The following is a 15817-nucleotide window of genomic DNA, read 5'->3' as shown; positions in this document are numbered from 1 at the left end:
ACCGCTCAATCACCGCCTGCTTCAAACGTCCTGGCAGCCTTGGGAACGATGGCGTTCAGGACCAGCCCCAGAGAGCATTTTGCGCTGTCGAACAGCATGCCCAGTTGATGCCCGTCGAAAAGAAGGACCATGAGCGTCAGCCCGTCCCTGAGGTTCATAATATAATGGCCGCCGAGCCCCCTCTGTTCCGGATCCCGTCCGAAAGCGCTCCGGAGGGATTCCGTCAGCTGGATGAACAGCTGGGCCGTTCCCAGGGTTTTTCGGTCATGATGGGAAGCCAGGACCGTCCCGCCGTCAAGGTCCGCGATGCTTGCCGACAGGAGCGCATCTCCCATGTCCTCGCGAACGACCCGAAGGCACTGCTTGAAACGGTCTTCCCCCATCCCGGGGGCTTCCGCGTCGGTGTCGGCGTCTGCTTCCGCATCCTCCGCCTCCGCACCCCGCCCGCCGGCCGCCTCGTCGCACCGCCGCGAAGACTCCATCAGGATCGACATGAGGCTCTTCTCGATCTTCCTGGTAAAACCGCCGGCATCGACAATCCTCCGGATGTTGAGCCGGACGTTCTCCCAGGAGACCATCTCCATGGCGGCATCTTCAGCCTCCAGGCCGTCGCAGGCGGCATCGTAGAGGGCTCCCTGAACGAAACAGAAGCGTCCCTGCCGGTCGGCGTCCCGGTAGACTTCCAGGATGCAGGTCTGCTGGTCCATGGCGATGACCTGGAGAAAACTCGCCACCGGAAGGCCGCAGATCGGCCAGCGCTGCAATTCCTCTTTTGAGCCCTGTTTTTCCACGTGCGGCTGGGTCTCCGAAGAACCGTCATTGTGCACGATCAACCTGAGTTCTCTCCTGGCGGCGCCTTCCACTGGCCTCATCTCCTGACCGAATCGTTACGGCGCGGTCTTGCCGCAAAGCGTATCGTAGATGTCGCTTGCCGCATGCTTGAACCGGTGAACGAGTTCCTCCGTATCTTCCACGTCGACTGCCTGACTCAAAGATATCCCCGTTCTCACGGCAAGTTCGAGCCGTCCCTTCAGCCCGGTTTTTTCGGTAACGAGTTCATAGATGCGCACCAGCTTTTCCCCCACCGTCTCCTCCGCATCCGGCCCGGGGCATTCCGCTTCCCGAATTCCCCGGCCATTCTGGTTGGTGGATCCGGATTGTACGGATATTCGTGATTTTGTCTGTGACGAAAATCACATTCGTATATCATTTCTATCGTCGTCATACCGATGCCTTCGCGGAGGCCATGGCAGGGGCATGGGAATGGACGGGCGAGAGGGAGATAAAGGCGCAGCGGGTCGGAGAGAGGAATGGGAAAAAACGGGAATCGGATGGAATCTCCTGGGAGAGACAGGAACAGGCTGGGAAAACCGGATCGCGATGGTCCGTCAGGGCGTCAGGAAGGCCTTCGGCGGTTTCTCCGTGCGGACTGTGACATGGGTGTGTGCGGCGCGTGACGCACCGGCTGCGGCCGGTCCGTCGCCTCGTACGGACCGGGTAGCGGCCGCATCGCGTATGCATTCATGCGGCTTCGTTCAGTAGAAGCGCAGGTTGTCGATCCAGAGGGATCCCTTTTTATCCGCGCGTTCGTCGAGGTCCGAGGGACATACGCCAATCCGGATCGCCTCCACCCGCCCCAGGTCGAGGACCTGCCGGCCGTGCCGGTAACCGGTGGCCTCGATGCCCTTGACCACGATGATGCTCAGCTGATCGAAGGGGACCCGGACGGTCCGCCACTGCTCCCCCACGGGGTAGCGGGCGGACCACCGGTCCCGCATTCTCGGATTTTCGCGGTCCGAGATGTCGATGTTCGCGTAGGCGCGGGAAGGCTGGGAGGACCGGACCATGAACTCGATCCCTTTGAAGAGGGACAGGTCCCGCTTCCGGACGTTCGACAGGGAGGGGCATCCGGGTCCCTCGTACGGGTGCGTGAAATTGTAGTCCAGGCGAAGCGCTTTTTTCGACCCCCCGGCCCCGCCGGTTGTGTCGAGGACGGCTTTGCCCACCCCTTTGCGCCACGCTCCCATGTGCCACGAATAGTCGACGGATCCCGGTGAATACGATTCAAAGTCCTCCTCCAGGGCCTTCGCCTCGCGTCCTCCCTCGGCCTGGAAGAGCGGGACCATCCCCTGGACGGCGACAACCGCCTGGCCCGTGGCCACGTTGATGGCCCTCAGGTGGACCTCCCAGGCATCGCGCATCTCCGTCATCGTCCCCGTTACGATGAGGTCGGCCACCAGGAGCCTCGACCGGGCGTGGGCCGGGATCTCCGTGAGCCCGGAGGCGGCCAGCTTCATCTCTTCCATGACGGCCTGGATTTTCTGCCTCTCCACGACGACGAAGGACCCCGCCTCGACAAAGGCCGTGCCCAGCTTTTCCGCCAGGATCGAACCCGCCTCCCGGATGTTACCCCTCAGGACCTCGATCTCGGCGACGGCGACTTTTTTCTTCGGAACGTCGATGACAAGGCCTGCCCCCGTTTTCAGGACGGCTGCTTTTTCAAGGACAACCACAACTGTGTTTCCCGCAACCCTCCGGATCGTACCTTTCTCTCCCCCGATCACAATGGGCATGCCCTCCAGGAGGAGGGTCTTCCGGGCGATATCCTGGACGATGCGCTCGACTGGATCTGCGGAGGGTTTCCATTCCGGAGCCCGGCAGGCGAGGGTCACTTCCTTCCCGGCCACCGACCGCACGGTTGCCGGGAGGGTCTGCACGGCCCCGAAGGCCTGTGCCTGTCCGGAGGCGCTGCATTCTGACACAGACATCATGAGGAAAAAAGCAGCGGCAAGGCACGGAAGTACGGCCTTCAGCATGGTTCCGGTTCGGTTCATGATGCCTCCTGTGCGAAGGGTGGAGAATCGGCGGAGGACAAGATCCCGCCTGCCGGGGAAGTGTAAGAGAGCCGCCCGCGGGTGTCAATGCTGATTATGGCCGCGGTAGCAACTCCGATCCACCGTATGTGCACGGACAGCCGGATGGCACCTGGATATCGCGTCCATGCATGTCATCAGGGATTGAAGCCCGGCCCGGATTCAGGTATGGAATCCATACCGGCCGGGAAGACCCGCCGGCCGCACGGATGAACCTCTTCCCGGGCCGCTGTCAGGCCCGTCACGGCCTGTTCGAAAGGAGAAGGAATGTATCGGCACCTGTTCACCCCCGGACGCATCGGAAACCTGGAAATCAAAAACCGCATCGTCATGCTCCCCATGACGATGGGCTACTCGGAGCCTGACGGATCCGTCGGGGACCGCTTCATCGCCTATTTCGCCGAGCGGGCGAAGGGCGGCACCGGCATGATCATCATTCCCTTCACCCCCATGTACGCCGGATCGCACATGGCACCGGGCGTCTTCGACGACCGCTTTCTGCCGGGAATCCGGCGTCTCACGGAGGCCATCCGGGCCCACGGGGCGAAGGCCGCCTGCCAGCTCATCACCTCCTACCACATGGTCTTCCGGGACGACGTGCCCGAGCTGATCGGCCCCTCGACGGTCCCGAACCAGATGATGCGCGGAACTCCGCGGGCCCTCACGGTCGAGGAGATCCACCGGCTGGTCGACGACTACGGGAAGGCGGCCGGGCGTGCTCGCGCAGGGGGCTTCGACGCCGTGGAGTTCATCGTCGGCGCGGGCTACCTGCTGAACCGCTTCCTGTCGCCCATCACGAACCAGCGCGAGGACGAGTACGGGGGAAGCCTGGAAAACCGGATGCGCATCGTCCTGGAGATCGTCGCCCGCATCCGCCGGGAGGTCGGCCATGACTTCCCGCTGGGGATTCGCCTGAACCTGGAGGAACAGATGCCGGGGGGACACACCATCGAGGAGTCGAAAATCGTGGCCCGGGAACTGGAGCAGGCGGGCGTCGATTTTCTCAACACCTATACGGGCTGGCACGAATCACGCATTCCCACCGTGGCGTCTTTCGTGCCGAAGGGGGCCTTCGCCCCCCTGGCCGGGCAGATCCGGGGCGTCGTCGGCATTCCCGTCATCGCCTCCAACCGGATCAACGACCCGGAAACGGCCGAGCGGATCCTGGCGGACGGCCTCGCCGACTTCGTCGGGATGGGGCGGGCCCTGATCGCCGATCCGCACTTTGCCAACAAGGCAAAAGAAGGGCGCGCCGGAGAGATCGTCCCCTGCCTCGCCTGCGGAACCTGCCTGTCCGACATCATGGTCGTCTACAAGGACCCGCACTGCGGGGCCTCCGCCGGGTGCACCGTCAATCCGAGCACGGGGAAGGAACTGCTGCACGCGGCGACGCCCGCCGTTCGCGCAAAAAAGGTCTTCGTGGCCGGCGGCGGACCCGCGGGCCTCGAGGCGGCCATGGCGGCCGCCGGGCGGGGGCACCGGGTCACCCTCTTCGAGAAGGAGCCGGAACCGGGCGGATGGATGCGGATCGGCTGCCTGCCGCCCCACAAGGAAGAGATCGCCAACCTCACCCGGAGCATGGCACTGCGGGCCGCCGGGGCAGGCGTCGAGTTCCGGCTGGGATGCGCCCTGGATCCCGGGACCGTGAAAAACGAACAGCCCGACGTCCTGGTCCTGGCCGTGGGCGCCGTCCCCATCGTCCCGAACATTCCGGGAGTGGATGCGGCCCACGTCGTGGCCGCCGAGGACGTCCTGACCGGGAAGAAGACCGTCCGGGGCCGCGTCGTCATCGTCGGCGGCGGCCTGGTGGGGTGCGAGACGGCGGAGTTCCTCGTGTCGAAGAAGCAGGGCGTCGAGAGCGTCACCGTCCTGGAAATGCTGGAGCGCCTGGCACCGACGGTCGCTACAAGCTACCGGCCGTTTTTCCTGGGTATGCTGAAGATGCTGGGCATCCGTCTGGAGACCCGGACGACTGTCGAGGAAATCACCGCACAGGGCGTGAAGGTGAACAAGAACGGGGAATCCGAATTCATCGAGGCGGACGCCGTGGTCATCGCGGCAGGGCTCCGCCTCGACCCGGCGGTCATCGAGGCCTTCCGGGGAACGGCCCCGGAGGTCTACACCATCGGAGATTGCGTCCGGCCCCGGATGATCCGGGAAGCCGTGGAGGAAGGCCTGGCTGTCGGCCTGAAGATCTAAAGATCTGAAGATCTGGACCTTCCCGGACGGCAGCGCGGAAACCATGCTGAAAAAACTCCTTACGAAAGCCCGGGACGCCCGCTGGATGTGGGACATCCTCGGCCCCGTCTACAACCACCACATCTGCGGGGCGAACGCCGAGCTGTTTGAGGACATCGCCAGGCGGGCGCCTGCCGGCTGCCGGGATTCCTGCCTGGAAGTCGGAACCGGCAGGGGGTACGTCGCCCTGAACCTGGCGGCGGCCTGTCCGGAATCGACGGTCACCGGCGTCGATTACTCCATCACGCAGGTCCGCTCCGCCGAGCGCCTCCGCCGGAAGAAGGGGATCGCCAACTGTAGCTTCCGGCAGGCCGACGCCATGCGTCTCCCGTTTGCAGACGCGTCCTTTGACGGCGCCCTCACCGTCGGGTCCATCAAGCACTGGCCGGAGCCGCGGCGGGGACTGGCCGAAATCCATCGCGTTCTGCGTCCAGGGGGATGGATGATTCTGTCCGAGACGGACCGGGAGGCGACGGACGGAGAGATCCGGGCCTACATGAAGCGGCTGAGCCCCTACCGCCCCCTGGATCCCCTGCTGTTCTGGGGTCTCCGGAACATCATCTTCGGCGGGAGCTTCTCCGGCCGGGATCTTGCCGCCATGGCGGCCGGCACAGGATTCGGAGCCATCGTCCTCACCACCTCCGCGACCTGTCCCTACGCCATCGTCGAGGCCAGGAAGAAAAAGGAGCCCGCATGCACCTGAAAAGCGTCACCCTCAACCCGGACCGCTACCCGGTGCGGGACACCTACCCGTTTCATCTCCCCGCTTTTCAGCAGACGCCGGGCCTGCGCTTCGAGACCCCCGTTACGCTCTTCACCGGGGAAAACGGGACGGGCAAATCCACCCTGCTGGAGGCCATCGCCCGGCGCTCGGGCATCCACATCTGGCAGGCCGTCGAGGGAAGGCGGATCCGGCGGAACCCTTACGAAAAGAAGTTCTGCGAGTACATCTCGGTGGAATGGACGGATGGACGCGTGCCCGGCTCGTTTTTCGGAGCGGCGGTCTTCCGCGATTTCGCAAGGATCATCGAGGAGTGGGCGGCGGCGGACCCGGGCCAGCTGGATTACCTGGGGGGCCGCTCGTTTCTGACCCAGTCCCACGGTCAGTCTGTCATGTCCTTTTTCCGCGCACGCTATGCCATTCGCGGCCTGTACCTGATGGACGAGCCGGAGACGGCCCTCTCGCCCCGCTCCCAGATCGAGCTCCTGGAGGTCCTTGCCGCCGCGGGCAGGGCCGGAAACGTCCAGTTCATCATGGCGACCCACTCACCGATCCTGCTGGCCTGCCCCGGGGCCGTCATTTACAGCTTCGACCGCATCCCCATCGCACCGGTGAATTACGAGGACACGGAGAACTACCGGCTGTACCGGAGCTTCATGGACAACAGAGAGAAGTATCTGGATCGGGGATAAATGCCGCCGGCGGCTCGGGTCAGGAGGCTTCGCGGGTCCGTGCTGCGGCCTGTTTCGTCTCGCCGGGAACGGAGACGGCCCGTCCGAACACGGGCACGATGAACGAGGCGGGGGCGAGATCCCGCTCCTTAAGCGCCGCAGCGACCCCGTTCGGAGCCTCGTCGAAGCCGTCCCATCCCAGTTGAAAAACCCGGAAATGAGCAGCAATGCTCACCCGGGATCCCAGGTCCAGGTGCGCCTGGACCGCCTCGTCGGGTCCCATGTGTACACTCGCGAAACGCACGCGGGACGTCTCTTTCGACGCCTGCGGGTTGAACGGCGCAATCGGCAGGAGCGCCATCCGGATGGGGCCGAAGCGGCGGGCGATTTCATGGAAATGGGGTCCGTACCCGGTATCCCCGGCGAAGTAGACGTTGCCCGACGGACCGGACACGACAAAGCCTCCCCATAGCGTCCGGTTGCGGTCCCAGAGGGTCCGGGAAGAGAAGTGCCGGGCGGGAACCATCGTCACGGTGACCTCCGGGGAGAGGCGGACCATATCCCACCAGTCGATCTCCTCTACGGCGGGGATGCCCGTCTCCCGGATGCGCTCTCGGTTTCCGAGGCTCGTCACCGCCCGCGGCACGCCCTTGCCGGCCAGGCGCCTCAGCGTGGGCAGGTCGAGATGGTCGTAATGGTTGTGGGACACGAGGACGACATCGACTGCCGGCAGATCCTCGAACCGGATGCCCGGCGGCTGGTAGCGGCGCGGCCCCGCCCAGGAGACGGGGCTGCACCGCTCCGACCAGATCGGGTCGGTGAGAATGTTGAGGCCGTCCATCTGGATGAGAAAGGTCGCATGGCCGACGGGGGTGACGACAACATCCCCCCGCGAAACGCGGGTTGCCGGGGGAGGGCCCGCGGGAACCGCGGCCATTTCCGGCCAGCGGGGCCAGTCGTCGCTGAAAATCCAGCGCCATACCCAGCGGGAGAAGCCCCGCCTCTGTTCCGCTCCCTGGAGGGGGGGCACCTCACCCGGCGCGGCCGGATTGAAAAAGACCTCGCCGTTGAAATGGTCGGAGATCTTCCGATCCCCCGCTGCCGTGACACCCGGTTCGACCCGGACCGCCTCGAAAAGGACGATGCCTGCCAGGACGGCCAGGACAACGAACAAAACCCGCTTTTTCATCACGATCTTCATACTGCATCCGAAACAGAAATTTTGAGAATGAAAAATAGGTCAACGTACTTCGTATGTCAAATGTGTTTGAATCCGCTCCGAAAGATGCGGAATAACGGCCATTCACGGGTGATCGGTCCGTCGGCCACCCGGCTCCCGGAGAGACCGCACCATCGGACCGGCGGAGGCCACTCGGCCGAGAGGGGATGGCCGCCGGTCAAGTTTCGTGCTAATTGTGCCGAAATAGTGAAATAGAGACCGTTCCCGACCCTATCGGCTCCGAATCTCTCCTGAGAAAGGAACGCTCCATGGTATCCGACCAGGCTTTCGAGTTGATCGATAAAGTTGAGAAGTCCCTCACCGGCACAATCCATGACCGGTTCCTCCAGCCGGAGATTTTCCAGACCCTCGACAACCCCGACGCCTCCCGGAACGAGATCGAGGCCCTGCGGGGCAAGATCGGCGATGAAATCTCCCTCGCCCTCTTCAGCATCGCCAACTCGGTCTATCTCGGGACACTTCGCCGGGGAGACGCCAAGACGTTCTTCGAAGTCGTCAATCGGCTTGGCCTCCACCACGTCAAGGCCCTGATTCTTACTCTTGCCGTTCTTCACCACGGCCGGGGCGACGAGGAACTGGAGCTCCTCTTCGCCCGCTCCTACGCCACGTCCGTCATGGCACAGATCCTGGCGGTCCAGATGGGATTCCGGGAGGAGGCGGTGCGAAAGGCGGAGCTGGGTGGGATGCTCCTGGAGATGGGCCGGAAGGGTCTTCTGGTCTACCGGAAAACCGTGGGAGACGAGGGGGGGGTTCTGGACAAGGACTTCATGGACGCCTACCACCCCTACCTCGGGGAGCGGCTTGCCGCATATTACGGGCTGCCGGCCTACGTCCGGTTCATGATCCGTACCCGCGCCCTGGTCCTCGACGAGCGGGACCTGACGCTTTCCTCCGCGGTCCGCATGGCCCACGAGGCGGTCCAGGCCAGCTTCTACCGGTACGGCGGTCGTCTCGTCCTGATGTGCACGATCCCCCGGCCGGCGACGGACACGAGCCGCACCCTCGAGGCGATCGTCGCCGACAAGTTCCGGGCCGTCGGCCTGGAGGACCGCCTCAATATCATCCGGATCCCATCCTCCTCCGATCATTGACAGACAGGATGGAGGAATAGGCCGGTGAACCGTTCCCCGTCCGGCCGGGCGGGTGCACGGTTAAGGGAAGACCTCCATCTCAAATCGGCGCAGGGCCATGTCCAGGGCCGCCCTGGCCCAGTTGAGCGGCGTGATCGGGGAGGGAAGCCAGTGGGACCGCCTTCCCAGGATCACCGTGTTGATGCTTTCCGGGGGAAGCAGCGAATCCAGGACCTTCCCGTCGGCCGCCAGGACGGGCCCGCCGTCGAAAGACCCTGTCAGCTGGCCGAGGGCCCGCTTCAGGTGCACCGCAGCCAGGAAGCGGTCCTGCTCCCTCCGCCTCCCCTCCGGAGCTGTCGAGGCAAGCTGCAGCCGGGCCAGCGCCAGGAGGCTGTCGAAGAACCACTGGGCTTCGGTTCCCGGGATCAGGTTTTGCCCTCGCCGGACGAAGGCCTCCCGGGAAGAGGCATCCTCCGTGCCACCTTCCCGCCGTATTTCCTTTTTCTTCTCCGGACGCCGGATCCAGTAATTTCCCGACTGGTAGCTGTCGTTCCGGTAACGCAAAATTCCGGCGGGTCTCCGCAGGGTCTCCACGATGGCGACGGCCTGCCTGAGCTCCCTCTCCCGCAGCCCCTCCAGCGGCGACGGAACCAGGAGAAACAGGAGTGCCGCATCGGCCCTCCGGAAGCGGACGTCGTATGGATCGTAGTCCGGTGACTCCCCTCCCAGCGCAAGCTGGCGCCGGACGGTCCTCATCCCTCGGGTGATCAGCCGGTCCAGGGACTCCGCCTGCCATGCCTCCTTCCACGGATGGCCGGAGGCATCGAAAAGCCGCCGGAAACCGGTACGGAAGGCCTCGCCACGGTTTCCATCCCGGGCATACAGCAACCGTCTCCACAACTCCATGGCACGCGTGACCAGCCCGATGCTCGAGGTGTTCCGCCGCTCCAGCTCTTCCCAGGCCCCCGCGTCCTCGCAGGAAGCAAAGCGGATCCGCGCAAAGAAGGCGGGGAAGCGGAGCAGGACGCCTCCCCGGCCTTCGTTCAGGTCCTCGGCAACGATCAGGCCCTGACGGACCGCGTCCGCCAGGGCGATCAGGAACAGGCCGTGGGCGTCGTTCTGCCGGTGGTTCCAGACCTGGGGCCGCCCTTCGTCATCCAGGACGTCGTCCGGACCATGGGGGTGGACGTCGAAGCGGATGCGGGGCACCCGCATGATATCGGAAGCCAGGCGTGGATGGGCGATGACGTCGTCGAACCGCCGGACCTGGGTCGGCGAGGCATAGTAGTCCCACAGGGCCAGGAGAAGACGCCTGGCGTCCCTTCGCGTTTCGGGACGTTCCCGGAGACTGAAAAAGACCCACACGGCGTCGCGGACCCAGACGGTGTCGTAGTGCGTCTCGTCCCGCGTCCCCCCTGTCTTCCGGTCGGCAGCCCGGGCAAACCCCTCCGCCGTCAGGGGGATTTCCAGGGACGGGGCCAGTTCCCGCCGGATCCCGCAGAGGGCCTCTTTCGTCAGGCGTCGCGAAACCCACGCCTCCACCCGCGGGTTGAAGACGACGATGAGCTCGCCCTCCGGCGCGGGCACCAGCCGGTGTACCGGCCCGCGGGCCAGGCGTGCCGTCAGCACCGCGGTCGACGTTTTCATGACGGCCCCGCTTTTTTCCACTCGGAGATCGCCCGGTCGACCAGGTCGATGAAATGGAAAATGTTGAGCCGGGCCTCCTCGTACTCGCCGCCGGCCACGCAGTCCGGATGATCGAAGAAGAACCGGTCCACCAGCTCCTTGTGGGCCTGGCTCGCCTCGACGGACATCTGGATGCAGCCGCACATCAGGCCGTTGCAGACGTACTCGGCGGCCTCCCGGATTCTTATCAATTCCTCGACACTTGGCATGGCCCGTCCCGGAAGAAGAGTCGGTCCCGGAATGGAATCCCGAAACCGCGCGTCACGATACCGCGCCTCCGGCGGTCCGTCAACCGGAGGAAGGCGGCGTTCTCTCCCGGGGGAGGAGTATGGGGAGACTCAGCGGGTGGGAACCGCTCTTTGCGTCTTCTTTTTGAGCCTCCATTGGAGAAACCGAACCCAGGGGCTCCAGTCCGGCAGCTTCGCCTCGCCGTTGGCCAGCCTGCGGTCCGCACCGGCCAGGGCGTCCTCGAGCAGGGCGTCATGGAGCGGACCGATGAGAAACTGCCATCTCAGCCAGCTTTTGAAGTCACACTCGGCATCCACCACATGGCGGAGCACCACATGGCCCTTCCGGGGAATGACCTCGAAGAAGTGGCGACCGTCCAGGCCCGCCACTGCTCCCACCCCGCTGAAGCGGAACTCGACCCGCCTCCCCGGGATGTATTCCGAGACGGAGTACCGGATCGGGCCATGCCCGCCTGAAGCGCCCACGGCCAGGGGACCGTCAAACTTCATGGCCGGCCAGCGGTGGCGGGGCCACAGGAAGTCTTCCCGTCCGGCCAGGCTGTCAATGGCGCCCCCGGCCTCCGCGGGCTCCACCTTCATGCTCCGTTCGTGGATGTTCAGGACCTTCATGGTTTCCTCCTCATGATGGATTCACAGGTTTCCCGGATCAGGGCATGAACCGCCGGCGCGGGCAGGCGGCCCTCTTCCAGGGGACGGCGCACCGCCGCCAGGGGGACGTCGATGAGCGCGAAAACGGTTCGCCGGATGCAGGCCTTCTCCGGCGATCCGAAGAAGCGGAGGGAGAAGGCCGCCAGGGCCGACCGGAGATCCCCCTCCAGCTTTTCGGCCCGGCGCCGGATCTCCTGGGGCCAGGGTCCCGCCACCATCTCCTCCCTCCGGTACAGGAGCAGCACCCTCGCCTCCCGTGGATGACGCCGGACCCAGCGGGGGGTGAAGAGCGCCGCGTTCACGGCGTCGTCCTTGTCCAGGAGGGCGATGAAGCCTTCCTGGAAGGATTCGGCCAGGTGCAGCCATGCCTCCGCCAGGATGCGCTCCCGGGACTGAAACCGGTGGTACACGGAGCCCACGGGCGCCCCGATCCGCGCCGCTATGGCGGCGATGGTCACGGCCTTCGGTCCCCCCTCGGCGATCAGTGCGAGGGCGGCATCGACAAACTGGTCGTTTGTAAAGTGTGCCTTGCGTCCCATGGGCGTTTATTAGAATATGTATTCTATAATGTCAAACGTTATTTTATGCACTTATAGAAATCGACAATGGTGTTTATGGCCATCCTGTTTCCCATAAAAAAACAGGTCCGTTTTTCATGCTGCTTGAGAAAAACGGACCTGTTTCTATCTTCCGGGGGGACGGGCCTGAAACCCGTCCCCTTTTCTCATCCCAGGATCAGCGCGACTCCCGCTGCTGCTTTTCCATGGCCTTGCGCATCTCCTCCATGGCCTTCTGCATTTCTTTGGCCTGCTCCGCGGTCATCCCGGGCTGGGGTCCCGGCTGGCCTCCCGGCTGCGGCTCGCGGGCGGATTGCTCGGCGGCCTGCTGGGCGGCCCGGGCCGCCTCTTCCGCCTGCTTCTGCAGTTTTTCTGCCTGCTCCATATACTTCTTCTGCATGACCTCCGCTTCCTTCTGCAGCCGCTCCGCCTCGACGAGCGCCTTCCTGGCGGCGTACTGGCCGGAGAGGCTCATCACGGCCAGGACGATGGCGATGATGCCGAACACCATCCAGGCCTTTCGGGCGGGAATCCCGTGTGTCTCCACGCTGGCGATGACGTAGTAGTAGCAGGCGATCCCCAGGGAGAGGACGGATCCGGCATAGGGAATCAGGTTCAGGATCGTCATGATGGGAGAGAGGGCCGAGACATATGCCACGCAGCGGTACGACGTCTCGTAGGACTCCTCGGACCCCATGAGTTTCCAGATGGCAAACATGATGGCTGCGGCGACGAAACCCATGACGGCGATCGCGATGGGAAAAATCACAATGGAACTGAGCGCCATGCCGATGCTCGCCTTGAACTGCAGTCCCAGGAAACTGAAAACGGCATGCAGAAGCCCGCTTATGACGCCCATGGCAACCATGAAAATCAGGGGTTCGACATACCCTCCCGTTTTGGGCATCTCCCGGAAAAAGGCCGCGGGAGACATGACGACCTTCAGGGCCGTCTGGGGGATCTCCGCTACGTTGATGTTCTGGTCTGCCATTCCATCCTCCTTTTCAATGATGTCAAGACTGCTCTGTCCGGACCGTCCGACCCTTCGTTTCAACTCATCTTCCGGATCCGAACCTCGATATCCTTTTCATTTTTCAGCAGATCCTTCAGCTTGCCCGTTGTCGTGCCTCCGAAATGGTAGGGATACAGGACGCGCGGCCGGAACGCCTTTGCGGCATCCGCCACCATCACCGGCGTCATCGTGTAGGGCAGGTTCATCGGCAGAAAGGCGATGTCGATGCCCTTGAGCGCCTTCATTTCGGGTGTGTTTTCCGTATCGCCGGCGATGTAGATCCGCTTGCCGCCGCAGGTGACGACGTACCCGTTTCCGACGCCCTTCGGGTGATACGGGACACCGGGACTGCGCATGTGAACCAGATTGTACGCCGGGACCGCCTCGATCCTGAATCCCACGGCGTCCCGGACGTCGCCGTTTTTCATTTCGATGCTTCCCTTGAGCTGCCGGCCGGCCGCCCCGTTGGCCACGACAACCGTCCCGGCCTTGCTGATAAGGCCGACAGCCTTGAGGTCCAGGTGGTCGGAGTGCTCATGGGTGACGAGGATCACGTCCGCCTTCGGCAGCTTGCCGTAGTCGGCATACTGGCCAACCGGGTCCACGTGGATCACCTTGCCGCCGACGGACATCATCAGGGTTCCGTGGCCGATGAAGGTGATGGTCAGGTTGCCTTCCGCGGTGGGGAAGACATCGGTTTCAAAGGCCTGGCCCGCACCGGCGGCCATGGCCATGGAAATCAGCATGCCCGCACAGAAGATGGATACTTTTCCCATAACGACCTCCTTGTCCGGACGGGACCGAGGCGGATGCCCGTCTACGGTCCGTCCCGATGCGCTCGGGAATGGAAACAGCCGAATCGTCTATATGTCCTCAGCGCCCCTTGAAATCAGCGGGCCGCTTCTCGAAGAAGGCCGTGACGGCTTCGAGCAGGTCTTCCGACGGGATAACGGCGGCGTTCTTCTGGGCCACGTACCGGAGTCCCGGGTAAATACCCTGATCGCGGCTGTAGAGGATCACGTCCTTGGTGCCCTGCACGGCCAGGGGGGCACAGCCGGCGATCTCGGCGGCCAGTTTGCCCGCTTCCCGGTATAGGGCGTCCTTGTCTTCGCAGACCCGGGTGAGGAATCCCATCTTCAGGGCCTCCTCGGCGCCGAAATCCCGGCCCGACAGCGCCAGTTCCCGGAACCAGCCGTGCCCGACGATATGGGGCATGCGCTGCAGCGTGCCCACGTCGGCGATGAAGGCGACCCGGGTCTCCCGGATGCTGAAGACGGCGTCCCGGGTTCCGTAACGCACGTCGGCGGCACAGACGAAATCCACCCCGCCGCCGATGCAGTGCCCGTGGATGGCGGCAATGACCGGCTTCCTGCACAGCTCGACGGCGTTGATGCCCTCCTGCGCCTCGAGAATCATCCCGCGGAATTTTTCCCGGGTGGCGGTGCTTGGATCGGCGCAGGCGCCGCCCAGTTCGGCCAGATCGGTCCCGGCGGTGAAGCTCTTTCCCTCGGCACGGATCACGACGACCCGCACGTTCGGATCCTGGTCGAAACGGGTGAACAGTTCCTTCAGGCCGAGGTAAAATGCAAACCCCATGGCGTTGCGCTTCTCCGGACGATTCAGCACCAGCCAGGCGATGTGGCCGTCCATTTCCACCTTGAAAATATCGTCAACAGACATACATCCTCCTTCCTGGAAAAGGCTGCAGCCCCGACTCCGGGGCCTGCCTTTGATTGACTGCCGGGAGCACCGCCGCGGACCGGCCGGTGCTCCTTTCCATGGCGCGCATCATATGCCAATCCCAAGAGCCGCTCAATCATCTTTTTGCAAGACCTGCAAAGGGCGTTCGCCAGCGGTTGCAGTGTATACTTTGTGCACATCCGCGGGACCTGGGTTGTGTATTTTTTACCCTGTTGATCCCCCTTGCTCCGCGTCGCCGCTTCTCGTTCAATCGATAAAATACAAGTGATCTCTACCGATTGCATGGCGGCGATGCGGCCCTGGCATACGGATTGCTTTTTTCATGAAACAGGTTCAATCTTTACGGCAGGAATGCGCCCGAATAGAGAGGGTCCCGCCGCCGAATCATCCCGATCGGGGCGGCGGGGTCATTCCGGAAGGAGCAAGAAAATGAAGCCAGATCGTTCGGCAGCGACTGTCAGGAGGGGATGGAGGCGGCGGTTTTCCAGGACCGGTTTCGTGCTGGCGGCCCTTCTTTTGGTTCTCGCCCTGTCCGCCTGCTACCACCAGGCGCCATACCGCGAGGCATCACCGGCTGCTCCGGAAAGTACGGCCGCGGCCCAGAAGACGCCCCCCCTCACCCAGGTCTATTTCTATCCGAAAGAGGGCCAGACGGAGGAGCAGCAATCCCGCGACCACTACGAATGCTACAACTGGGCGGTGAAGCAGACTGCGTTCGACCCGGGACGCTCGTCCATTCCCATTGAACAGCGCATCCAGGTGGTCCCGCTGCCCCCGCCGGGATTCGAGACCATCCGCATGGCCATTGCCGGGGCGGTTCTGGGTGCCCTGATCGGCGGCCACCGGCACGCCGGCGGAGGGGCCCTGATCGGCGCGGCGGGTGGTGCCTTTGCCGGGGCGATGTCCGAAGCGGCCCGGCAGGAGCAGCTCCGGCAGATCGAGGAGGCCCATGCCCGCGATCGCCAGGCGCAAAACGCGCAGATCAGGGAACAGGAGCTCCGCTTCCGGCGCGCCATGTCCGCCTGTCTGGAAGGACGGGGCTATACGGTCCAATAGGGGCCGTCGCTCAAGCCGGCCCCCTCGATTTTTTTATCCGGAAGCGGAGAAACGGATGGGCAGTCCGTGCCCCTGCTTCCGTTTGACCCGCTGCGG

Annotated in this window: 16 protein-coding genes; 5 read left to right on the top strand and 11 right to left on the bottom strand. The window is 64.0% G+C overall.

Annotated elements, in window-relative coordinates:
• Positions 1-5: 5 nt before the first annotated feature.
• The 3 genes from PLO63_06105 to PLO63_06095 form a co-directional block, all read right to left on the bottom strand.
• Positions 6-791: a DUF4388 domain-containing protein gene (locus tag PLO63_06105; GenBank protein HOI73707.1), complete on the bottom strand. Its 786-nt coding sequence runs from the start codon at positions 789-791 to the stop codon at positions 6-8.
• Positions 792-887: 96 nt separating this feature from the next.
• Complete coding sequence (locus PLO63_06100) at positions 888-1085, bottom strand: hypothetical protein (protein HOI73706.1); 198 nt, start codon at positions 1083-1085, stop codon at positions 888-890.
• 450 nt (positions 1086-1535) lie between these two features.
• The gene (locus PLO63_06095) at positions 1536-2834 is read right to left on the bottom strand and encodes a CsgG/HfaB family protein (protein ID HOI73705.1); all 1299 of its coding nucleotides are present in this window, start codon (positions 2832-2834) and stop codon (positions 1536-1538) included.
• A gap of 306 nt (positions 2835-3140) precedes the next feature.
• On the opposite strand from PLO63_06095, the gene PLO63_06090 reads away from it, so the two are divergent.
• From PLO63_06090 to PLO63_06080, 3 genes are read left to right on the top strand one after another with little or no spacing between them, the layout of a single operon-like run.
• The gene (locus tag PLO63_06090) at positions 3141-5072 is read left to right on the top strand and encodes an FAD-dependent oxidoreductase (protein ID HOI73704.1); all 1932 of its coding nucleotides are present in this window, start codon (positions 3141-3143) and stop codon (positions 5070-5072) included.
• Between the two features lie 43 nt (positions 5073-5115).
• Entirely contained in the window at positions 5116-5814 is a 699-nt protein-coding gene (locus tag PLO63_06085) for a class I SAM-dependent methyltransferase (protein ID HOI73703.1), read from the top strand.
• Complete coding sequence (locus PLO63_06080) at positions 5805-6524, top strand: AAA family ATPase (protein ID HOI73702.1); 720 nt, start codon at positions 5805-5807, stop codon at positions 6522-6524. The genes PLO63_06085 and PLO63_06080 overlap by 10 nt, the downstream gene beginning before the upstream one ends.
• Positions 6525-6543: 19 nt before the next feature.
• On the opposite strand, the gene PLO63_06075 is transcribed toward PLO63_06080, so the two are convergent.
• Positions 6544-7704 carry an MBL fold metallo-hydrolase gene (locus PLO63_06075; GenBank protein HOI73701.1) on the bottom strand — a complete coding sequence of 387 codons (1161 nt, stop codon included), beginning with the start codon at positions 7702-7704 and terminating at the stop codon, positions 6544-6546.
• Positions 7705-7991: 287 nt separating this feature from the next.
• Here PLO63_06075 and PLO63_06070 point away from each other — a divergent pair, with 287 nt between their 5' ends.
• Positions 7992-8834 (top strand): HDOD domain-containing protein, encoded by an 843-nt coding sequence (locus tag PLO63_06070; protein ID HOI73700.1) that lies wholly within the window; start codon positions 7992-7994, stop codon positions 8832-8834.
• Positions 8835-8894: 60 nt separating this feature from the next.
• Here PLO63_06070 and PLO63_06065 read toward each other — a convergent pair whose 3' ends face one another.
• The 7 genes from PLO63_06065 to PLO63_06035 form a co-directional block, all read right to left on the bottom strand.
• The gene (locus tag PLO63_06065) at positions 8895-10460 is read right to left on the bottom strand and encodes a hypothetical protein (protein ID HOI73699.1); all 1566 of its coding nucleotides are present in this window, start codon (positions 10458-10460) and stop codon (positions 8895-8897) included.
• Entirely contained in the window at positions 10457-10708 is a 252-nt protein-coding gene (locus tag PLO63_06060) for a hypothetical protein (protein HOI73698.1), read from the bottom strand. The genes PLO63_06065 and PLO63_06060 overlap by 4 nt, the downstream gene beginning before the upstream one ends.
• Positions 10709-10837: 129 nt before the next feature.
• Positions 10838-11356, bottom strand: coding sequence for a hypothetical protein (locus PLO63_06055; protein ID HOI73697.1), 519 nt, complete (start codon positions 11354-11356; stop codon positions 10838-10840).
• On the bottom strand, positions 11353-11934 hold the full coding sequence (locus tag PLO63_06050; protein ID HOI73696.1) for a TetR family transcriptional regulator: 582 nt from the start codon (positions 11932-11934) through the stop codon (positions 11353-11355). The genes PLO63_06055 and PLO63_06050 overlap by 4 nt, the downstream gene beginning before the upstream one ends.
• A gap of 196 nt (positions 11935-12130) precedes the next feature.
• Complete coding sequence (locus PLO63_06045) at positions 12131-12943, bottom strand: Yip1 family protein (protein ID HOI73695.1); 813 nt, start codon at positions 12941-12943, stop codon at positions 12131-12133.
• A 59-nt stretch (positions 12944-13002) separates the two neighbouring features.
• Complete coding sequence (locus PLO63_06040; protein HOI73694.1) at positions 13003-13740, bottom strand: MBL fold metallo-hydrolase; 738 nt, start codon at positions 13738-13740, stop codon at positions 13003-13005.
• A 97-nt stretch (positions 13741-13837) separates the two neighbouring features.
• A complete protein-coding gene (locus PLO63_06035) occupies positions 13838-14644 on the bottom strand; it encodes a crotonase/enoyl-CoA hydratase family protein (protein HOI73693.1) in 807 nt (268 codons plus the stop codon).
• 450 nt (positions 14645-15094) lie between these two features.
• Here PLO63_06035 and PLO63_06030 point away from each other — a divergent pair, with 450 nt between their 5' ends.
• Positions 15095-15721, top strand: coding sequence for a glycine zipper domain-containing protein (locus tag PLO63_06030; protein ID HOI73692.1), 627 nt, complete (start codon positions 15095-15097; stop codon positions 15719-15721).
• Positions 15722-15817: the final 96 nt, after the last annotated feature.

The sequence above is a fragment of the Syntrophales bacterium genome (assembly GCA_035363115.1).
Taxonomy (GTDB): domain Bacteria; phylum Desulfobacterota; class Syntrophia; order Syntrophales; family PHBD01; genus PHBD01.
Note: the sequence above shows the minus strand (reverse complement) of the source record. Positions and strands in the feature narration are given on the sequence as shown.